The following is a 21,948-nucleotide window of genomic DNA, read 5'->3' as shown; positions in this document are numbered from 1 at the left end:
ATATAGGAAAGGCAAAAATAAAAGCTGCACACAGTTTTTCATTGGTCGAGTGCTTACCGCACATACAACAACACAACCTTCTGGCTTCAACAACCGGATGACCATTGTTTAACAAAATCCCGAGGGTTCGGGTAAAAATCAATTTTATGATTCCAAAAGTTTTTAGAGAGGTCATTGACCTAGGTGACGGTAGAGAAATTTCTATCGAAACTGGAAAATTAGCAAAACAAGCACACGGGAGCGTTGTTGTGCAATCAGGAAAATGTATGTTATTATGTACAGTAGTTTCCAATTACGAACAAAAAGACCTTGGTTTTCTGCCACTAACAGTAGATTACAGAGAAAAATTTGCTGCAGCAGGTCGTTATCCTGGAGGATTCTTCAAAAGAGAAGCTAGACCAAGTGATGGCGAAGTCTTAACAATGCGTTTAGTGGATCGTGTTTTACGTCCATTATTCCCAAAAGATTATACGGCAGAGACTCAGGTGATGATACAGTTAATGTCTCATGACGATGACGTTATGCCAGATGCAATGGCAGGATTAGCAGCTTCAGCAGCGATTCAATTATCAGATTTCCCTTTTGAATGTGCCATCTCTGAAGCTAGAGTTGGTCGCGTGAATGGTGAATTTGTAATCAATCCAACACGTGCTCAATTATTAGAATCTGATTTAGATATGATGATTGGTGCTTCTGCAGATTCAGTAATGATGGTAGAAGGTGAAATGGATGAGATTTCTGAAGAAGAAATGGCAGATGCCATTAAGTTTGCTCATGAAGCTATTAAGGTTCAATGTGCTGCTCAATTAAGATTGGCAGAAGCATTTGGAAAGAAGGAAGTTCGTGAATACGAAGGCGAAAGAACAGATGCAGATTTAGAGAAGAAGGTTCATGATATGGCATACGATAAAGTATATGCTATAGCAAAAGCTGGATCAGCTAAACACGAAAGAAGTACTGCATTTGCTGAAATTAAAGCAGACATAAAAGCTACTTTTTCTGAAGAAGAATTAGCAGATTATGGTGGCTTAGTTTCTGATTATTACCGCAAAGCTGAAAAAGCAGCCATTAGAGATTTAACCTTAAATGAAGGGTTGCGTTTAGATGGTCGTCAAACAGATGAAATTAGACCAATTTGGTGTGAGGTAGATTACTTACCATCAACTCACGGTTCTTCTATTTTTACGCGTGGAGAAACTCAAGCATTAGCTACCGTAACTTTAGGAACATCTAGAGATGCAAACAAAATAGATATGCCATCTTATGAAGGTGAAGAAAATTTCTATTTACATTATAACTTCCCTCCTTTTTGTACAGGTGAAGCTAGACCAATTCGTGGAACCTCTCGTAGAGAAGTTGGACATGGTAATTTAGCACAACGTGGTTTAAAAGGAATGATTCCTAACGATTGTCCTTACACAGTACGTATCGTATCTGAAGTATTAGAATCTAACGGTTCTTCTTCTATGGCTACTGTATGTGCAGGAACGATGGCTTTAATGGATGCTGGTGTGCAAATGGTTAAACCAGTTTCTGGAATTGCGATGGGATTAATTTCTGATGCAGCTTCTGGAAAGTATGCTGTATTATCTGATATTTTAGGTGATGAAGATCACTTAGGAGATATGGATTTTAAAGTAACGGGAACTGCAGACGGTATTACCGCTTGCCAAATGGATATTAAAGTAAAGGGATTATCATACGAGATTTTAGTGAATGCACTGCAACAGGCGCGTGCTGGGCGTTTACATATCTTAGAGAAATTGACGGATACCATTGCTAAACCAAATGTAGATGTTAAAGACCACGCTCCTACAATGGTAACAAGACGTATTCCTAACGAATTTATTGGCGCCTTAATTGGACCTGGTGGAAAGGTAATTCAAGAGATGCAAAAAGAAACTGAGACCACTATCGTTATTAACGAGGATCCAGTAACTGAGGAAGGTATCGTAGAAATTTTAGGCGTAGGCAGTAAAGGTATTGATGCTGTTATGGCAAAAATCGATTCTATTCTGTTCAAACCTCAAATGAATGAATCCTACCAAGTAAAAGTCATCAAGATGCTTGATTTTGGAGCTGTTGTAGAATATCTTGATGCTCCTGGAAACGAGACTTTGTTGCACGTATCTGAATTGGCATGGGAACGCACAGAGAATGTTACTGATGTTGTGAATATGGGTGACGAGTTTGAAGTGAAGTATTTAGGTACAGACCCAAGAACACGTAAAGAGAAAGTTTCTCGTAAAGCACTTTTACCAAAACCAGAAGGCTTTGTAGAAAGACCACCACGTGATGATAAACGAAGAGATGACCGTCGTGGAAACGATCGTAATCGTGATAGAAAGCCTAGAAGAGATTAACTAAATTCAAGGTTAATTGAAAAGCCCTAACTCTCTAGTTAGGGCTTTTTACTTTTTATTACTATTATCATATATGTACTTCGCAACTGATGGTAAAAATAAAAGCACCTATGGCTGTCGTAGTTCCATTATATTCCAAATGCATGAGCTCGCCGGTTAATCCCCCTAAAATAAGCGAAGCTCCAAGAACCCCTGAAATAAATGTAATTTTCTTCATCTTATTGTACTAATCAAAAAACCATTCTTTCTTGGATAAATTTAGTAAATCGAATTGGAATTCAAATTACCTTTAAAATATCGATTAATCCATACGATTTATTCAAGGGCTTCTAACTAATAATATAAGGAAAAGGGTATCATGATTAAAGGTGCTACATCATGAAATTGGAATACTCCAATTTCTAACCATAATAGACAAAGTGGAGATTTTCTTACCGTTTAACGGAAAAATAATCTTTTTTTTACACAATTGTAACATTCTATAGTTTTTTACGTATAAGTATATGCAGTCTATGCAAATTGAACTTAATTTATTTTAATGAGACAGCTTAAGATTACAAAACAGGTTACCAATAGGGAAACCGCATCTTTGGACAAGTACTTACAAGAAATTGGAAAAGTAGACTTGATTACTGCAGATGAAGAAGTAGAATTGGCACAACGTATCAAGGCAGGCGATCAACTCGCTCTTGAAAAACTCACCAAAGCCAATCTCAGATTCGTAGTATCGGTTGCCAAGCAGTACCAAAACCAAGGACTTACTTTACCGGATTTAATCAACGAGGGAAACCTTGGCTTGATTAAAGCTGCACAGCGTTTTGACGAGACGCGGGGATTTAAATTTATTTCCTACGCCGTATGGTGGATTCGTCAATCTATATTACAAGCTTTGGCGGAACAATCACGTATTGTTCGTTTGCCATTGAACAAAATCGGATCGATTAACAAAATCAACAAAACATTCGCGTTTCTTGAGCAAGCTCATGAAAGAATGCCTTCTCCTGAAGAAATTGCAAAGGAATTGGATATGACTGTTGATGATGTAAAACAATCACTTAAAAACTCAGGAAGGCACGTATCCATGGATGCGCCATTAATTGATGGTGAAAACTCTAACCTTTACGATGTTTTACGTAGTGGAGAATCTCCAAATCCTGACAGGGAATTATTGCATGAATCCCTAAGAACAGAAATAGAACGCGCTTTGGAAACTTTGACACCAAGAGAAGCAGATGTCATTCGTTTGTACTTTGGGTTGGCAGGACAACACTCTATGACCTTAGAAGAAATTGGGGAAACCTTTGATCTTACAAGAGAACGTGTACGCCAAATAAAGGAGAAAGCGATTCGTAGATTAAAGCACACCTCTAGAAGTAAAATTCTAAAAACGTATTTGGGTTAAAACCTCAGGGCGTTTAAACTATAAAAATTACACGTTAAACATTCCGTAAATTGGTAATATGGCATATTAATTGTAATTTTAACGATAACAACAGTTTATCATGACTGTTCGTTTTTTGATTGATGAATAAACTCCGGCTGATTACCGGAGTTTTTTTTTAATGTATTTTCGAAACTTTATCAAGAAAATCCGCAGCTTCAAAATAGTCCTAGTAGCAAATGATAGTATTCTTATTTTATACGCTTCTTTCAAACGCATAATCGGTACCATTTAATCATAATTAAAAATGTAGTAAACGACCTATTTAGTGTATTCGATGATAAAACTATGCCTTTTGCTTTTTTGTAGCGTTGTTTCTTAACATCCAATACCAACTATGATAAAAAAGGCCTTATTTATTGCTATATACTACTATTCAAGCACAAACAAAAGCACTTCAGAATCCAGATTGTATGGTAACCTCAAGTTGCAGCTACATCGCCGCACCACAAGGGTTTCGAATTCATGTTTTAAACGGCGGTAATGCCGTAGGAAGCGATAGAAATAAATTGGTAGTTGAGTCTATTCGACCAAAATATTATGATAATGCCATCTATGGTACAAATTGTTCTTCCAACGGAAATTTGATAGATGCACCATGTTTTAAGCTTATTGGAACACAGAATAGTAGTGTTGGCTTATTTGGCACAAACAGCTTTGCTCACGACCCAGATGGCAACTTCATTTTAGATGATGTGTACGAAATTAAGAATAGAACATATGATCAAAACCCATATAACGGCAATGGCTTCTTTTTAGAATTTAGTGGTCACGAAGCACTATTATGTGAAGACGATTTCTTTTATCGCATCATAAACAAGATGGACCAGTATAGACCAAATGACCAAGTTACAATTCCGTCCATTAACGGTACAAGCAGACCATTTAACAATCACGCTCCTTTAACAGGCGGCGTAACCACAAATGTTAATGGAACCATTGATAACCCAATTGGTCGTGATTGGATGAATGACAATAGTTCTAAAAGACTTACAACGTACTTAGATGCAAATGCTACTGGTGATTGACTCATCTACTTACGCGTTGTTGAATCGGGGTATAGTCTTGATTTTAATACGTTGCACAATGCTAAAATACAGCAAGAATTAGCCAAAAAGGCTACCGCGAAACAATGAAAATACTTGCGAAGAGCAATCTAGGTAAATATACAATTGGTGACATAGGGATGTTTCTCTGACAACAAACCCAAACAATCAAGAACCCAGCATACCTGTTATCGTTACTGTTTTAGGAGCGTATAACAGTATTCGAAGCAGTATTACAGCAGGTTATAATGAAGGACTACAAAGCAATGTAATATTACTAAATGTACCCCTTAGATTCGGTGCTTCTCCAAATACCACCAAGGTAGTTTTTCCAAGCTCATTTTTCGATACACCAAAACATCAAGCTTTTTATTTGGGTACTAGTGTGAACGCTTTACAATATGGACCATTAGCAACATATTACAAACACGATTTATTACCGAGCACATGTAACCCAAATAATGACGAGTATATACCGGCGGCATTCCTCAACATTCATCTATTAGATGAACTTGTTTTAGATTGACGGTATTTAACTACCAAAAACCTCAATACCCTGAAGGAAAGGGGGTTTGACTTAGAAAGAGAATATCTTCATAATTTTTCACTGGCGTGCGGCAATTCGGTTGATACAGATGCTTGCATGAACCAAGTAATGAGTATCAATCCAGCCCTTAAACGTTTATCTGTTTATCCTACAAGCATTGACCAGGTTGCAAATAATCAGTCTAGTGTCAAAGACTCAAAATTAAAAATAATTCAGAATAAAAAATCAAATAAAATCCATGCCGAGCCCCCCCAATCGCTAAAGAAATACCAAAGCCAATATTAGTTAAAACCGAGGCCTACTATCAAGACTTAATTGAAAACAAGCTTTTCAGGATGAATCCAGTATTTAGCAAAACCGATTGCATTCCAAAAGCAAATGGCCTTACACGAAAAAAGTGCTAAATTTTATCAAAATGTAGTACTATTCAAAAACCTTCGACCCAGTACTGCCATTCTTCCATATTTAAAGGTTAGTTTTATGTAGATACAAGACCTATTGATTGCTTGTGAAAAAGATTTCCTGCGTTGAAAGTCATTCCTTTTTCTAATAACCCAACATGAAATTTTCTTTAGTTTGATGTTATCCTTTCGTTTACCCTATTCATTTGAATCTATACATCATAGTGCATCTTTTGCGACTTATCCTGCTCTAATCCAAAGTACACTATGGCCAATTTACACGCCAGAAAACACACTATTTACATTATGGACACCCATGGCAGAGGAAGTAGTTTTAACATTATATAAAACTGGAAATAACTCAGAAGCCTTTGCCACCAAACAGTTGAAAAAAGAGGCGAATGGCATATGGCAACTTAAGGTTGATGGAGACTTAAATGGCACGTATTACACATTTCAAGTACGGGTAAAAGGTCTATGGCTGGCGAAAACACCCGGCATCTATGCTAAGGCAGTTGGTGTTAATGGCAATAGAGCAATGGTCTTGGATATGGAATCTACAAACCCAGAAGGATGGAAAATAGATAAAGGTCCAAGTTTAGCCAACTACAATGAAACAATAATTTATGAGTTGCATATTAGAGATATGACTATTCATGCTAACTCGGGATCATCCTCCCCTGGTTTGTATTTAGGGTTAGTAGAGGAAGGGACAAAGGGACCTGAAAATATAGCAACAGGAATTGACCATTTAAAAGAATTAGGGATCACACATGTGCACGTATTACCCACTTTTGATCATTATGCTATAGATGAAACCAATTTAGATACCCCACAATTTAATTGGGGATATGACCCAAACAATTACAATGTGCCAGAAGGATCTTTTTCGTCAGATCCTTTTAATGGAGAAATACGAATCAAGGAATTTAAACAAATGGTGAAGGCTTTTCATGACAATGATATTGGCGTTATTTTAGATGTAGCATACAGCCATACTGGCAAGACTGAAGAATCCAACTTTAATCAAGAAGTACCTGACTATTATTACCGCCATTGGGAAGATGGTTCTTATGCAGATGCTGCGGCCTGCGGTAACGAAACGGCATCTGAGCGCGCCATGATGCAAACGTTTATGATAGAATCTGTCTCCTATTGGACCCAAGAATACCATATTGATGGTTTTCGATTTGACCTAATGGGTATTCATGACATCAAAACAATGAACAAAATTTCTGATGCTGTCAAAAAAATAAATCCAAATGCATTACTGTATGGCGAAGGATGGACAGCTAAAGATTCAACCTTACCTGAAGCGGAAAGAGCACTAAAGAAACATGTTCAAAAACTTCGCAATATTGCAGCTTTTAATGATGATTTACGAGACGGCATCAAAGGGTCTGTTTTTGAGAATAAGAGTACGGGTTTTGTAAGCGGAGCTAAAGAAATGGAAGAATCAATAAAATTTGGTGTCGTCGGCGCTATAGAACATCCACAACTCGACTATAAAAGTGTTAATTACTCAGATGCCCCTTGGGCTCGAGAACCATGGCAATCCATAAATTACGTTTCATGTCATGATAACCACACGTTATTTGACAAACTACAAGTTTCCAAAACCGAAGCCAACGTAGAAAAGTTGATTGCTATGGATAAATTAGCAAATGCAATTGTACTTACGTCGCAAGGGACACCTTTTCTTCATTCAGGCGTCGAAATGCTTCGAACAAAGAATGGCGAGCATAATTCCTATAACTTACCAGATAGCATCAACCAGATTAATTGGGGTTGGAAAATTCAACATATAGCTGTTCTAACCTATTATAAAAATCTCATTGCACTACGTAAAGCTCATCCCGCATTTTACATGAATAGTGCTGCAGATGTAGTTAAACATTTGAAATTTCAAAGGGTTAAGGATGGTTTTATTTCCTATACACTTGAAGACCATGCGAATGGTGATAGTTGGAAAAATATTTTGGTTATATATAACGCATCTAACAAAATCATTGAGTATCAAATAGATGAAACTTGGCAAGAAGCAGTTTCAAGAGATACGTTTGCTCTAGAAGGAAAGCGTACCCTGGAAACGAATATAAAGGTTCCAGCCCTATCTTTGTACATAGCATTTCAGCAATAACTGAAAATATATGCTCAAATAAAACTAGAACTAAATTCATGAATTCTGAAGCCCAACCAAATAATCCGCTACACGGAGTTAAACTAGTCACTATTCTAGAAGAACTTACTGAAAAATATACATGGGAAGATCTTGCAGGTCAAATAAACATCAATTGTTTTAAAAGTAATCCCACCATTAAATCCAGTTTAAAATTCCTTCGAAAAACCCCCTGGGCAAGAACCAAAGTTGAACATTTGTATTTACAATCCATCCCAAAAAAATGAGCTTAAACATCGTACTCATAGAGCCGGAAATTCCAACCAATACTGGAAACATTGGCAGACTTGCGTTAGCAACAGGCGCCCACCTCCATCTTGTAAAACCTTTTGGATTTGAAATTTCAGACAAAAGGCTTAAACGAGCCGGGTTGGATTATTGGCAGTATATTTCCCTGTTTACCTATGAGAGCCAAGATGCTTTTTTTGCCACTCACCAAGACAAGCAAATGATTTTCTTTTCCTCTCACGGCAAAAAAGACCATTGGGATATTTCTTATGAAGATGACATGTTCCTTGTTTTTGGAAAAGAATCCGTTGGACTTCCAAAATCAATCGTAGAAAACCAAGCAGTACAAACGGCTAAAATTCCGCTATATAATACTAAAATAAGAAGTCTAAATTTAGCCAATGCAGTAGCTATAACTGTTTACGAAGGATTACGTCAATTGCATGGTTAACCTCATGTGAGCCCCAAAAAAAAAGACCAGTATTCTTTTCTTTTATATCTGTGCAAACAGCGCATACCTGTTCTTTTTTCTACAGAAATTCGTACAATGGCCTAACTAGAATCTATTTTGGCGGTATAAGCACATCGCAGACAACCTTAAAAATTTAAGTATCCTACCTCAGTTTTTATTATTTTTAAATAAATTACTATTTTTGAAAGCAATGCGATATGCCGTCTTACTCCTATTACTACTAGGATGCCTATTTTTTTCCTGTAAAAATGATGCTAGTGAGAAGCTTGCCATGGATAATTCGAAAGAAATAAATTTCAATATCCCTACCGATTTTGTATTAGAAGAACTGTACCGACCTAGTGAACATAATCAAGGATCATGGGTTGCCATGGCACGGGGTACTGGAAATACGATCTATTCCTGCGATCAGTATGGTAAAATCTATTATTTCAAAGCACCTGCAATAGGAGAGACCCTAAAAAATGTTGACGTACAACCTCTAAATTTAGAAATTGGGGAGGCACACGGACTACTTTGGGCTCATAATAGCCTTTATGTAGCCGTAAATAAACGATGGCAAGACGATGTAAAAAACGGCAGTGGCATCTACAGGCTTACAGATACCGATGCCGATGGCTCATTAGATACCGTGAAAATACTCTTGAAGCTTGATGGCGCAGGGGAGCATGGACCTCACAGCTTTGTACTAGCACCAGATGGGAAAGAAATCTATTTTATAGCGGGTAACCATACCTCGGTACCGGATCAACTAAAGGAAAATAGTAGAATACCTAACAACTGGGATGAGGACAATCTTTTTGAACCCTATTTGGATGCACGTGGGCACGCTAATGATATTAAAGCACCGGGAGGCTGGGTCTGTAAATTTAATCCGGAGGGGACCGAATGGGAATTGATTTCCGCAGGCTACCGAAATCCATTTGATATCGCTTTTAATGCAGATGGGGAACTTTTTACCTATGACGCTGACATGGAATGGGATATAGGTATGCCTTGGTATCGTCCTACGAGAATATGCCATGTAACAAGCGGTAGCGAATATGGTTGGAGAACTGGTTCTGGAAAATGGCCAGCCTATTACCCAGATGCCCTACCTGCCGTTCATAATCTAGAGCAAGGCTCACCCACAGCAGTATTATCAGGACAAGAACTTAATTTTCCAGATACGTATTCGAACGGCCTTTTTGTGATGGACTGGAGTTTTGGTACTATTTACTTTGCAGATTTAAAGGCAAAAGGAAGCAGCTATACAGCAGAACGAAGAGAGTTTCTATCAGGCACTCCCCTACCTTTAACTGATATGATTGCCGGTACCGATGGGCATTTATATTTTGCCACTGGCGGGCGTAGAATAGACTCCCGCTTGTTTCGCCTACGTTATATTGGAGAGAATCAGCAAAAAAAAGAAACATCTTCTTATGCTAAGGAAGGTAAACTAAGAGAATTACGTCATAGCCTTGAAACATATCATAAAGAACAAACCCCAAAAGCTATTGAAACAGCTTGGTCTAATCTAGACCATGAAGATCGTTTTATTAGATATGCTGCCCGTATTGCGCTAGAACACCAATCAATAAATCAATGGTTTAGCACATTCTTAGAAGAAAAGAACCCTAAAAAAATTATAGAGGCAAGTATTGCTTTAGCGCGTCAAGGCGATGCCTCTCAACAATCAAAAATTTTAAAAAAATTAGCACCTATTCCCTTGCAAAATCAGTCGATGGAGCAGCAATTGAATCTCCTCCGTGCTTATCAATTACTTTTTATTCGGATGGGCGAACCGAATGATACTGATAAAAAGGCAGCCGTAAAAAAATTAAAAACCTCTTTCCCCAATACAAGTAACGATATCAATCGAGAATTAGCACAACTGTTGTTGTACTTAAAAGCTGACAATATTACCCAAGAACTGGTTGCATTATTACAACGCCATACCGAAGAAGGTACTGCAGGTAAAAGTGAGTTCCTTTCGGAAGCAATTACAAAACGTAGTGAGCAATACGGACCACTGATTAGAGAAATCATCGCTAAAATGCCCCCTACGGAAGCTATTTATTATGGGGTACTACTCAGTCATGCGGATAAGGGATGGACAAAAGAGGCTCGTGCCTCCTATTTTCAGTGGTTTTACGACGTCCTTAATGCCAAGGGAGGTCTAAGTTTTAAGCCAGGAATGGAAAATATTCGTCTGGCGGCTATGATACACGTTCCCGATAGTAAAAAGGAGTACTTTCAGGAATTATCCGGAGTCTATTCGCCCGAAAGTGCTGTTGCAGATTTACCAGCACCAATTGGGCCGGGGCAACAATACAGCGCCAACGAAATAGGTAGTGTGGTCTGGGGCGCCGAACTTGCAGATTATAAGGTGAATTTTGAAAAAGGACAGCGTGCTTTTCAAGCGGGTATGTGTATTTTATGTCATAGGATTCGAGGCGAAGGCGCAGCGGTAGGGCCAGATCTGACCCAGGCCCATACCAAATTCAATAATTACGAAATGTTGTTCGCTACCTACAGCCCAAATGATGAAATATCAGACCAATATGCCAATACCTTGTTCCATTTAAAAGACGGTAAAAAAGTGTCGGGTCGCATAAAATCCGAAACTGATGATACCGTGACAGTGATGCCTAACCCTTTCAATGATAGTTATGCCTTTAAGGTTTTAAAAGAAAAGGTTGACAAAAGGGAAGCATCTCCCCTATCCCCAATGCCGTCAGGGCTTTTAAACCGCCTGAACGCTAAAGAAATTAAAGACCTATTTGCCTATTTACAGGCAGGCGGCAGTAAGGACCACGAGGTCTTTACACAACAAAACTGATATAACAAGCATTTAAATCAAATACGAAATGAAAACAGCAGCACAACTATTGACTTTTATTGCATTTATGATAGGATGCATTGGGCACGGCCAAACGACTACCGACCCCCAAAACGGTAATTCCAACAAAATTATGCCCACTTCCTTCTATGAAGGATTGGAATGGCGAAACATTGGCCCATTAAGAGGAGGACGCTCCCTTGGTTGCGCAGGTAGCCCTTCGCGACCCAATGAATATTATTTTGGTGCCACAGGTGGCGGACTTTGGAAAACTGTAGATGGCGGTACCGAATGGAAACCGATAACTGACGGACAATTAACCAGCTCATCCGTTGGTGCGGTAGCCGTAGCAGAGTCAAATCCAGATATTGTGTATATTGGAATGGGCGAAGTACAGTTGCGCGGTAGTATAACCCAAGGTGATGGTGTCTACAAAAGCACGGATAGCGGTGAAAACTGGGAACATATGGGCTTAAAGGAAACCCAAGCAGTGGCACGGATACGCATTCACCCCACCAATGCCGATATTGTGTATGTAGCAGCTTTGGGCCACCCCTATGGTGACAATGCCGAACGCGGTGTTTTTAAAAGTACGGATGGTGGTAAGAACTGGAAAAAAGTATTGTATGTAAGTGATAAGGCAGGTGCCGTAGATTTGATTATTGACCAAAACAATCCACAAGTAGTATATGCAACCACCTGGGAGGTACAGCGTAAAGCTTGGAAAATGTGGGGCGGCGGTGGCGACAGCAAACTTTGGAAGTCTACCGATGGTGGTGAAACGTGGAACGACCTTACCGAAAATAGTGGTATGCCAGCCCCCCCGATAGGTAAAATCGGAGTGACCGTTTCGCCCGTAGATTCCAATAGAGTCTGGGCCATTGTAGAAGCTAACAAAGGCGGTGTGTTTCGCTCCGATGATGCAGGAAAAACATGGATACGCACCAATGACGAACGTAAATTGAGACAACGTGCTTTTTATTATTCTAGAATTTACGCCGACCCAAAGGACAGGGAAACCGTGTATTGTTTAAATACTGGCTTCTATAAGTCTACCGACGGTGGTAAAACCTTCGATACCACGATTAAGGTGCCCCATGGCGACAATCATGACCTATGGATAGATCCCAACAATCCTGAACGTATGGTGAATTCCAATGATGGGGGTGGTAATGTAAGCATCAATGGTGGAAAAAGCTGGACGGAGCAAGATTACATTACCACGCAATTGTACCACGTAATGGCAACGAGTGATGTTCCCTACCACGTGGCAGGGGCACAACAGGATAATAGCACAGTAGCAGTGCCTAGCGAGGGTTGGGAACACAAACAGGCAAGAGGACCTAACCACGGATGGTATTATCCCGTTGGTGGTGGGGAAAGCGGTTGGATTACACAACATCCCATAGATAAAGATATTTTTTACGCCGGTAGCCAAGGAGCACTATTGACCCGTTATGACCGAAGCAATGGGCAAACCAGAGACATTCAAGTCTACCCGCGCTTCTTCTCAGGAGAGCCTGCTAGTGCCCTACCAGAACGATGGCAATGGACCTTCCCTATTATGTTCGCACCACAAGATTCCAAGGTAATGTACACTTGCTCACAACACGTATGGAAAACGACCAACGACGGGCAATCTTGGGAAAAAATAAGTCCAGACCTTACCTATGCAGACCCAAGTACCTTAGGAAAAACTGGTGGGGTTATTACGATGGACATGAACGGACCGGAAATCTATGCTACTGTTTTTGCCCTAGCACCCTCATCCCATGATATCAATACGATATGGGCAGGTTCTGACGATGGGAAAATTCACATTACCAGAGATGGTGGAACGAATTGGTCAGATATAACACCTACTGAACTTCCGAAATTTTCTCGTGTCAGTATCATAGAGGAGTCTTTGCACAGACCAGGGACACTCTTCGTCGCCGCAAACCGTTACCAAGTAGATGACCGTCAACCCTATGTTTTCAAAACACATGATTACGGCAAAACATGGACGAAGATTATTAACGGCATTGCGGATGGTCATTTTGCCCGAGCCGTGCGGGAAGACCCAATGAAACAAGGACTTTTATTCTTGGGTACCGAACACGGGGTTTATTTTTCTTCCAATGATGGAGACGTATGGCAACCGCTTCAATTAAAGCTTCCTGATACACCAATTAGAGACCTCGTAATTAAAGACAATGATGTTGTATTGGGAACACACGGTCGGGGGTTTTGGATTTTGGATGACATTCATCCCTTACGACAATACCAAGAAGAAATGAACGCTGAATCCGCAGTATTGTTCAAGCCCTCCAATGCCATAAGGGGTATTTCGGATGCAAAGATTCAATACTACCTAAAGCAAGAATTGGATACCATCACATTTGAAGTTTTGGATGCCGAGGGCAATCTCATAAACACGTTTACAGGTAGTAAGCCCAAGTACGAAGAAGACCCTGACCTCCCTTGGTGGAAAAAAGGAGGCTCTTCCAAACCTACCACGGCAAAAGGGCTAAATACGTTCACTTGGGATTTACGCTATCCAGGAGCTACCGATTTTGAAGGGATGATTATATGGAGTGCACAACCTACTAGAGGACCAAAAGCACCTTTAGGTGACTATCAAATACGTATCAAAACCCCTGACTATGAAAAAACAGATAACTTTGCTATCGAACTAGACCCAAATTTAAAAGGCATTACTAAAGCACATTTGGATGAGCAATTTCAATTATCCAAAGACATTATGAAAAAAACCGATAAGGCAAATCGTACGGTTATTGAAATCAGGGAAATGAAAAAACAGTTGGCAGCAACCAAAGAAAAAATTGAGAGTGGAGACTGGAAGAAAACCATGACCCCTTTCCTAACCGAAATTTCAGTAATTGAGGAGGAGCTATACCAAGTAAAAAATCAATCCAATCAGGATCCTTTAAATTTCCCCATAAAGTTGAACAATCGATTGGCTTCGCTTAGAAGAAGTGTGGAAAACGGTGATGCTAAACCTACGGATGGCGCCTATAAGGTATTCAAAGAGCTAACGGCAGAACTAGACCAACATCTGGCTAATCTTAAAACGATAATGAAAGAAGGTCTTCCCAAAGTAAATACCGCTTTAAAGAATATTGGCAGTGCAGAAATTGAAGCGTCTAAATAAGTTCAAACAGATGAACATACCGAAAAAAAGTTTAAAATTTATTTTAACAGTTCTTTTTACATCCTTTATCGTATGCAGCGGCTGTAAGCACGATATAAAAGAAGCGCAGCCAATAGAAAAGACAAAAGCAGATAAACCGCTATCTTTTACCACACCCTTAGGTAAGAACTATTTGATTTCAGAACCTTCGGATAAATTGCGTAAGCTATATAATGAAGCAAAGAGGGACTATGAAGTAAATTCAAATGACAAAGATGCCATCATTTGGTTTGGAAGAAGAACTGCCTATTTAGGCCTCTATGATGATGCCATTGCTATTTATACCATGGGTATTAAAAAATACCCTGATGAACCACGGTTATACAGGCATCGCGGTCATCGCTATATTTCGATACGCAGATTCGATGAAGCCATTGCCGATTTCGAAAAAGCAGGACAGCTGATTCAGGGCAACGAAAATGAAATAGAACCCGACGGCATGCCCAATGCACAGAATATTCCAGTAAGTACATTACATGGTAATATTTGGTATCACTTAGGGCTTGCTTACTACCTCAAACACGACTATGAGAAAGCCTTTGACGCTTATCTAAAATGCAGGCAGGCAGGATCGCTCCCAGATAATATCGTTTCAAGTACGCATTGGCTCTATATGATTCAACGGCGCTTAGGCAATAAAAACTTGGCCAACACCCTTTTGAAACCAATTAATATGCAAATGGATATCATTGAAAACCAAAGTTATCATGACTTATGTAAATTATATAAAGGGCTTATCCCAACAGATTCTTTACTGCAAACAGATACTGAGAGCCCCTCAAATGATGCCGTATCATATGGCCTCGCCAGTTGGTATTTATATAATAATGAAAAAGAAAAATCAGCCGAAATCATGAATGAAATAGTAGGTCGATCATCTTGGAGCACCTTCGGATATATTGCGGCTGAAAGTGACCTTATTCAATATTTTGAAAAATAAAGCTATAGGGGCTTTTTAAAAGTACCGGAAAAACTCAAATCACTACTTTTGCATATATATTTTTAGACTTGACAAAATGCAAAAAATAAAAATAGCCCCTTCACTTCTTGCAGCGGATTTTGGGAATTTACAACGTGATGTAGAACTGGTAAACCAGAGCGAAGCGGACTGGCATCATATTGATGTGATGGATGGTGTTTTTGTGCCTAATATTTCCTACGGAATGCCCGTTATAAAGGCCATTCAAAAGCATGCGACGAAACCTTTGGACGTGCATTTAATGATTGTAGATCCAGATCGCTATATAGCCAAATTTGCAGCTTTAGGGGCGACTTACCTAACCGTGCATTATGAAGCCTGTACCCATTTACATAGAACGGTACAAGCTATAAAGGCAGCCGGTATGAAAGCAGGAGTGGCGTTAAACCCGCATACCTCCGTACAACTACTTGAAAACGTTATCCAAGATGTCGATTTGGTCTGCGTGATGAGTGTAAACCCCGGTTTTGGTGGCCAATCTTTTATACCCAACACCTTTGCTAAGGTAAAAGGTCTTAAATCCCTCATTACCGAAAATGGGAGTGCTGCCTTAATAGAAGTTGATGGTGGCGTTTCTTCGGCAAATGCAACCGATTTAATAGCAGCAGGAGCCGATGTACTTGTGGCCGGAAGTTTCGTTTTTAAGAGCGAAGACCCTAAAGCAACCATAAAAAGCTTAAAAGGATAATGGAACAGTTAGACGTTATTATTGTTGGAGGAGGGCCCATAGGCATCGCATGCGGATTAGAGGCGCATAAAAAAGGCCTTAACTATGTGATTATAGAAAAAGGCCCTATTGTTAACTCACTTTTCCACTATCCAGCAAATATGCAGTTTTTCTCCTCTTCGGAAAAGCTGGAAATTGATGAGATACCCTTTATCAGTACTGAGGCAAAACCAAAACGGGACGAAGCCTTGGAATATTACAGGCGAATCGTCACCTCCAATAAGCTACATATTAGACTATTTGAAAAAGTTGAAAGCATTATAAAAGCAGATCAAGGCTTTCAAGTTCAAACCACAAAGCACCGCTACACCGTATCAAATGTAGTTATCGCTACTGGGTTTTACGATATCCCCAACACGATAAATGTGCCGGGAGAAGCCTTAGAAAAAGTATCTCATTACTACAATAATCCACATTATTATGCAGGCCAAAAATTAGCGGTTGTTGGTGCCAGTAATTCCGCTATCGATGCGGCATTGGAATGCTATCGTAAAGGAGCGGAAGTAAGCCTAATCATTAGAGGACCCGAAGTAGGACAACGGGTAAAGTACTGGGTACGACCAGATATTATCAATCGTATTAAAGAAGGAAGCATTAAAGCCTATTACAACAGTACCGTTAAAGAAATTACCCAAGAGGAAATACTTATAAATACATCAGAAGGCACCATCAACCTTGAAAACGATTTTGTTCTTGCCCTAACAGGTTACACCCCTAACTTTAAGTTTTTACAGCATTTAGGCGTTACGCTAAGTGATGATAAAAAACGCTTACCCCAGTATAATTTAGAAACCATGGAAAGTAATGTAGCAGGGCTCTATCTTGCCGGTGTTATCTGCGGCGGCATGGAAACGCATAAATGGTTTATAGAAAATTCCAGAGTGCATGCGAAAATGATTATGAAGAATATTATTACAGGAGTAAAAAACACCAAAAACTAATGGACAACTTTTCTATTGCCATACATGGTGGCGCCGGCACTTTAGTGAAAGGCACGATGACACCCGATAAAGAAATAGCATACAAAAGCACCTTACAAAAGGCTTTGGACACAGCCTACGACTGTTTAGCACAAGGAGGTTCTTCCGTAGATGCCGTTGAAAAAGCAGTTGTATTTTTAGAAAACTCTACCCTGTTTAACGCGGGTAAAGGAAGTGTATTTACAGCGGAAGGTACGCATGAAATGGATGCTGCCATCATGGAAGGTGCCACATTGCACGCTGGTGGTGTTTCCTTAATTACCGGTATAAAAAATCCAATTTGTTTGGCTCGGGACATTATGGAAAAAAGCGAACATGTTTTTCTGGCAGGTAAAGGTGCGATGGACTTTGCCATAAGCCTAGGCTACACCTTAAAAGATGCTAGTTATTTTTATGATGCCCTTCGCTATGAACAATGGCAACAAATTAAAGGAACGGACAGCTTTCAATTGGACCATTCTACAAAAAAGAATCATAAATTCGGTACCGTTGGCGCCGTAGCCAAGGACCGCAATGGTACGATTTCGGCTGCGACATCAACCGGCGGTATGACCAATAAAAAATTTGGTAGAATTGGCGATAGTTCCATGATAGGGTCAGGAACCTATGCCAACAACAAAACCTGCGCGGTATCTTGCACAGGTAGTGGTGAATTTTTTATACGCGGCGTAACCGCTTATGATGTTTCCTGCCTTATGGAATATAAAAATTATTCGCTGCAAGAGGCCACGGACGAAGTCATTTTAAAAAGAATGGTAAACTTAGGGGGTGATGGTGGACTCATTGCTATTGATGCCAACGGAACCATAGCCATGCCTTTTAATACCGAGGGAATGTATAGAGGTTTCAAAACATCTTCTGGTCAAGAAGCAACGGCTATTTATAAAGATTAGACCAAAGGAGCATCCAAGGGTAATACTTTCAATTTACGGCTCTTAATATTAAATCGGTCTCCATTTGCTAGGATATGTGTCCTAAGATTGGATAATGACATGGGCTCTCCCTCCTCTAATATTTTTTGATTGTTATGCTTCAATTTACTCGGATCGAACAAAATCACCATGCCAGAACCTATCACTTCGAAAGTGTTACATTTTTTTATTACCAGACCCGTATCCTCTGCAAGTCCAACACCCAATAAATTCGGAAATTTAGCAACTGCTTCCGATAAGCGTCCAAACCGGCCTCGTCTTATAAAATGGGAGTCTATGATGAGGTTGGGAATAAAGTCCATTCCCTCTCCCATACCAACGGCCCCCTTTATAAAAGCCTCCTTACTGCTCCCCCCTGTAATCATCTCTTTTGACATACACATGGCACCAGCACTGGTACCTGCAATGACCAAAGAATCTTTTTGATATCTATCTACAAGAACCCTATGAAGGCTAGTAGTACCGATTTTACGAGTAATTTGAGACTGATCACCGCCAGAAAACATAAAGCAATCCGCTTGTTCTGCTAGCGTAATATTTTGTTCTAACTCGGAATCCTCACGTTTTCTAACGTCCATTAGGTGCACATTGGTACAGCCTAATTTACCAAAGGCATCCAAATAGTTCTTCCAAACCTCATCGGGAATACTAGAGGCAGTTGGTACGACTACAATCATTGCATCTTTACCGCCACTTTCGTGAACCACCCGAGCTAAGATGCCATCTCCAATAAATTCCAAGGTACTTTGTTCAGGTGTATCTACTCCCTTATCCTCATTACCTCCTATAGGTATCAAAACTCCCCGAATGTCCATTTAATTTATTTTATGCCGCAAAAATACATCTATCAATTGAATATAAAATCATATCTTTTCTTTTTAGCAATACGAACTAGAACCTCTATTAGATGAAAATAAGAACGATTAATGCCATGAAAGGACCAAATTACTGGTCCGTCCGCCGCCACAAACTCATCGTAATGGTCTTGGACCTTCAGGGAATGGAAGACCGACCATCCAATAAGATACCAGGATTTTCAGACCGGCTTAAAGCACTTTTCCCCAGTATGTACTCCCACCGCTGTTCAGAAGGTTGTGAAGGTGGTTTTTTTATGCGCGTTGATGAAGGAACTTGGATGGGCCATGTAGTAGAACATATAGCATTGGAAATACAGACTATGGCAGGCATGGATACTGGTTTTGGTCGTACGCGAGATTATGGAGAACACGGCGTCTACAATGTTGTCTTTTCCTATCTTGAAGAAAGTGTTGGACGGTATGCTGCCAAAGCGTCTGTAGCCATCTGCGAAGCTTTAATAGTAGGAGAGAACTACGATTTAGATGAAGATTTACAAAAGATGCGAGAACTGCGCGAAGAAGATCGCTTAGGTCCAAGTACAGGTTCTATAATCGAGGAAGCAGAAAGCAGGGGTATCCCATGGATAAGATTAAACAAATACTCCCTGTGCCAATTAGGTTACGGAGCCAATCAAAAAAGGATTCAGGCAACCGTTACGAGTGAAACCAGTAGTATTGGTGTAGAACTTGCCTGCGACAAAGAAGACACAAAGCACCTTTTGGAACAAGCGGAGGTTGAGGTTCCAAAAGGAGAAATTATTTCTAAGGAAAGTAGTTTAAAAGAGGCGTGTGATTATGTAGGCTATCCCTTAGTTATTAAACCTATAGATGGTAACCACGGCAGGGGAATCACTGTAGATATAAATACTTATGACCATGCTTTGAAGGGGTATCACGAAGCTAAGGAAGTCTCTAGAAGAGTTATTGTTGAAAAATACATTACTGGTGAGGATTTTAGACTTCTGGTAATCAATAATGTTCTTGTTGCCGCCGCTAAACGCACCCCAGCACATGTTATCGGAAATGGAAAAAATACTATTGAAGAGTTGGTGGCAGAAGTAAACAAAGACCCCAGACGTGGTTACGGTCATGAAAAGGAATTAACGGCAATTACCATTAATAATCTTACCCAAACCATAATAGCCGACGCAGGATATACTGTAGCTTCGGTATTACCGGAAGGTGAACGATTAATTTTAAAAGACACAGCCAACCTCAGCACAGGAGGCACAGCTGAAGATGTCACAGATAGGGTACATCCGGCAAACGTTTCCATGGTGGAACGTATCTCCAAAATTATAGATTTGGATATTTGTGGTATTGATATTATGGCAAGTGCCATAAGTAAGCCCTTATCCAAAACTGGGGGAGCAGTCTTAGAGGTAAATGCCGGACCTGGATTCCGAATGCACCTGGCGCCAACTACAGGACTACCAAGAAATGTGGCAGCACCTGTGGTGGATAAACTATTTCCACAAAGTGGAGACACAGGCAAAATACCCATCGTTGCCATAACCGGCACCAATGGCAAAACCACCACAAGCCGACTCATTGCCCATATTGCTAAAATGAGAGGATTTAGGGTGGGCTATACTACTAGTGATGGTGTATATATCCAAAATAGGCTTCTTATGAAAGGGGATTGTACCGGACCACAAAGCGCAGAATTTGTATTAAAAGATCCCACCGTAAATTTTGCAGTTTTAGAATGTGCTCGAGGGGGAATGCTAAGGGCTGGGCTAGCTTTTCCAAGTTGTGACGTAGGTATCGTAACCAATGTCTCTGCAGACCATCTAGGTCTTAAGGGAATACATACCATAGAACAGTTGGCACGAGTTAAAGGCGTAGTGCCCGAAACGGTTGCACCAGATGGGTATGCGATTTTAAATGCAGATGATGATTTGGTCTACGCAATGCGAAAAGGAATACAATCCAATTTAGCCCTCTTTTCTATGGATGAGGAAAACCCAAGGATAATGGCCTTACAACGAAAAGGAGGAATTACGGCTATTTACGAAAACGGCTACGTAACATTATGCAAGGGCACTTGGAAAATGCGTATCATGAAGGCCGAAAATATACCGCTGACATACGGAGGAAAAGCCAAATTTATGATACAGAACATTCTCCCTGCTATTATTGCGGCAAATGTGCGCGGTATTAGTATCGAAGATACTAAAGCTGCGTTGGAAACCTTTATTCCTTCAGCTTCGCAGACTCCGGGCAGACTTAATCTATTCAAATTCAATAAATTTCAAATGCTCTTAGATTATGCACATAACCCTGCAGGAATGCGGGCGCTCCAAAAATTTACTAATCAGCTGGATGCCACCGTAAAGGTGGGTATCGTGGCCGGTATTGGAGATAGACGGGAAGAGGATAACATGGAAATAGGACGGATTGCAGGAGAAATGTTTGATGAAATAATTATCCGCCAAGACAAGCAACTCCGCGGAAAAACAGAGCAAGAATTAATAAAAATGGTAAAAGATGGAATCTTAAAAGACTTTCCAAAAAAGAAAATTACCGTAATACCTTCTGAAAAAGAGGCCATACATTACGCCGTAGACAATGCTATCGAAGGAACATTGATTGTACTGTGCAGCGATGTGGTTCCGGACGCCCTTGATTTGGTAAAAGACTTGAAGAAAAAAGAGGCAGAAGGCAAAAGGTTTATAACTAATTGACTAAAACTACAATTTAAAAAGCAGCCATAGGTTTAAATAAACCTATGGCTGCTTTTTAGTAGAGATACCTTAAATACCTATTGTATTAAAAGGTT

At 39.9% G+C, this 21,948-nt stretch carries 15 protein-coding genes; 13 read left to right on the top strand and 2 right to left on the bottom strand.

What is annotated here, in order from left to right; all coding sequences use genetic code 11:
- Positions 1-146: 146 nt before the first annotated feature.
- Positions 147-2,363, top strand: a complete 2,217-nt coding sequence (locus Q360_RS0121525) for a polyribonucleotide nucleotidyltransferase (protein ID WP_027078922.1) — start codon at positions 147-149, stop codon at positions 2,361-2,363.
- A 67-nt stretch (positions 2,364-2,430) separates the two neighbouring features.
- Here Q360_RS0121525 and Q360_RS26080 read toward each other — a convergent pair whose 3' ends face one another.
- Positions 2,431-2,580, bottom strand: a complete 150-nt coding sequence (locus Q360_RS26080; protein ID WP_156950236.1) for a hypothetical protein — start codon at positions 2,578-2,580, stop codon at positions 2,431-2,433.
- A gap of 321 nt (positions 2,581-2,901) precedes the next feature.
- Between Q360_RS26080 and Q360_RS0121515 the strand changes: the two genes are divergently transcribed.
- The 11 genes from Q360_RS0121515 to Q360_RS0121465 all read left to right on the top strand — a co-directional run bounded on the left by Q360_RS0121515 (position 2,902) and on the right by Q360_RS0121465 (position 18,270).
- Entirely contained in the window at positions 2,902-3,765 is an 864-nt protein-coding gene (locus Q360_RS0121515; protein ID WP_027078921.1) for a sigma-70 family RNA polymerase sigma factor, read from the top strand.
- 398 nt (positions 3,766-4,163) lie between these two features.
- A complete protein-coding gene (locus tag Q360_RS0121510) occupies positions 4,164-4,832 on the top strand; it encodes a hypothetical protein (protein ID WP_027078920.1) in 669 nt (222 codons plus the stop codon).
- 1,144 nt (positions 4,833-5,976) lie between these two features.
- Positions 5,977-7,938: a type I pullulanase gene (gene pulA / locus Q360_RS24215; RefSeq protein ID WP_051554888.1), complete on the top strand. Its 1,962-nt coding sequence runs from the start codon at positions 5,977-5,979 to the stop codon at positions 7,936-7,938.
- Positions 7,939-7,976: 38 nt separating this feature from the next.
- Positions 7,977-8,204: a VF530 family protein gene (locus Q360_RS0121500; RefSeq protein ID WP_027078919.1), complete on the top strand. Its 228-nt coding sequence runs from the start codon at positions 7,977-7,979 to the stop codon at positions 8,202-8,204.
- Complete coding sequence (locus Q360_RS0121495; protein ID WP_027078918.1) at positions 8,201-8,656, top strand: tRNA (cytidine(34)-2'-O)-methyltransferase; 456 nt, start codon at positions 8,201-8,203, stop codon at positions 8,654-8,656. The genes Q360_RS0121500 and Q360_RS0121495 overlap by 4 nt, the downstream gene beginning before the upstream one ends.
- A 211-nt stretch (positions 8,657-8,867) precedes the next feature.
- A complete protein-coding gene (locus tag Q360_RS0121490; RefSeq protein ID WP_027078917.1) occupies positions 8,868-11,498 on the top strand; it encodes a c-type cytochrome in 2,631 nt (876 codons plus the stop codon).
- A gap of 28 nt (positions 11,499-11,526) precedes the next feature.
- Positions 11,527-14,652 carry a VPS10 domain-containing protein gene (locus Q360_RS24210; protein ID WP_084273528.1) on the top strand — a complete coding sequence of 1,042 codons (3,126 nt, stop codon included), beginning with the start codon at positions 11,527-11,529 and terminating at the stop codon, positions 14,650-14,652.
- A gap of 10 nt (positions 14,653-14,662) precedes the next feature.
- The gene (locus Q360_RS0121480; protein ID WP_027078916.1) at positions 14,663-15,631 is read left to right on the top strand and encodes a tetratricopeptide repeat protein; all 969 of its coding nucleotides are present in this window, start codon (positions 14,663-14,665) and stop codon (positions 15,629-15,631) included.
- 76 nt (positions 15,632-15,707) lie between these two features.
- Positions 15,708-16,358, top strand: coding sequence for a ribulose-phosphate 3-epimerase (gene rpe, locus Q360_RS0121475; RefSeq protein WP_027078915.1), 651 nt, complete (start codon positions 15,708-15,710; stop codon positions 16,356-16,358).
- Positions 16,358-17,338 (top strand): YpdA family putative bacillithiol disulfide reductase, encoded by a 981-nt coding sequence (locus Q360_RS0121470; RefSeq protein WP_027078914.1) that lies wholly within the window; start codon positions 16,358-16,360, stop codon positions 17,336-17,338. Before rpe ends, Q360_RS0121470 begins: the two co-directional genes overlap by 1 nt.
- Complete coding sequence (locus Q360_RS0121465; RefSeq protein WP_027078913.1) at positions 17,338-18,270, top strand: isoaspartyl peptidase/L-asparaginase family protein; 933 nt, start codon at positions 17,338-17,340, stop codon at positions 18,268-18,270. The genes Q360_RS0121470 and Q360_RS0121465 overlap by 1 nt, the downstream gene beginning before the upstream one ends.
- Here Q360_RS0121465 and Q360_RS0121460 read toward each other — a convergent pair.
- Positions 18,267-19,124 carry a cyanophycinase gene (locus Q360_RS0121460; protein ID WP_027078912.1) on the bottom strand — a complete coding sequence of 286 codons (858 nt, stop codon included), beginning with the start codon at positions 19,122-19,124 and terminating at the stop codon, positions 18,267-18,269. The genes Q360_RS0121465 and Q360_RS0121460 overlap by 4 nt on opposite strands.
- Positions 19,125-19,216: 92 nt before the next feature.
- Between Q360_RS0121460 and cphA the strand changes: the two genes are divergently transcribed.
- Complete coding sequence (gene cphA, locus Q360_RS0121455) at positions 19,217-21,853, top strand: cyanophycin synthetase (protein WP_027078911.1); 2,637 nt, start codon at positions 19,217-19,219, stop codon at positions 21,851-21,853.
- The last annotated feature ends 95 nt before the right edge of the window (positions 21,854-21,948 follow it).

This window comes from Maribacter antarcticus DSM 21422 (assembly GCF_000621125.1).
Lineage (GTDB): Bacteria > Bacteroidota > Bacteroidia > Flavobacteriales > Flavobacteriaceae > Maribacter > Maribacter antarcticus.
The sequence above is the reverse complement of the archived record's forward strand: the minus strand, read 5'-3'. Positions and strand labels throughout refer to the sequence as shown.

Coding starts and splice junctions, on each gene's coding strand:
- Q360_RS0121525 (WP_027078922.1), top strand. CDS start 147: ATGATTCCAAAAGTTTTTAGAGAGGTCATTGACCTAGGTGACGGTAGA.
- Q360_RS0121465 (WP_027078913.1), top strand. CDS start 17,338: ATGGACAACTTTTCTATTGCCATACATGGTGGCGCCGGCACTTTAGTG.
- cphA (WP_027078911.1), top strand. CDS start 19,217: ATGAAAATAAGAACGATTAATGCCATGAAAGGACCAAATTACTGGTCC.
- Q360_RS0121495 (WP_027078918.1), top strand. CDS start 8,201: ATGAGCTTAAACATCGTACTCATAGAGCCGGAAATTCCAACCAATACT.
- Q360_RS0121515 (WP_027078921.1), top strand. CDS start 2,902: ATGAGACAGCTTAAGATTACAAAACAGGTTACCAATAGGGAAACCGCA.
- Q360_RS0121470 (WP_027078914.1), top strand. CDS start 16,358: ATGGAACAGTTAGACGTTATTATTGTTGGAGGAGGGCCCATAGGCATC.
- Q360_RS0121490 (WP_027078917.1), top strand. CDS start 8,868: ATGCGATATGCCGTCTTACTCCTATTACTACTAGGATGCCTATTTTTT.
- Q360_RS24210 (WP_084273528.1), top strand. CDS start 11,527: ATGAAAACAGCAGCACAACTATTGACTTTTATTGCATTTATGATAGGA.
- rpe (WP_027078915.1), top strand. CDS start 15,708: ATGCAAAAAATAAAAATAGCCCCTTCACTTCTTGCAGCGGATTTTGGG.
- pulA (WP_051554888.1), top strand. CDS start 5,977: ATGTTATCCTTTCGTTTACCCTATTCATTTGAATCTATACATCATAGT.
- Q360_RS0121500 (WP_027078919.1), top strand. CDS start 7,977: ATGAATTCTGAAGCCCAACCAAATAATCCGCTACACGGAGTTAAACTA.
- Q360_RS0121460 (WP_027078912.1), bottom strand. CDS start 19,124: ATGGACATTCGGGGAGTTTTGATACCTATAGGAGGTAATGAGGATAAG.
- Q360_RS0121480 (WP_027078916.1), top strand. CDS start 14,663: ATGAACATACCGAAAAAAAGTTTAAAATTTATTTTAACAGTTCTTTTT.
- Q360_RS26080 (WP_156950236.1), bottom strand. CDS start 2,580: ATGAAGAAAATTACATTTATTTCAGGGGTTCTTGGAGCTTCGCTTATT.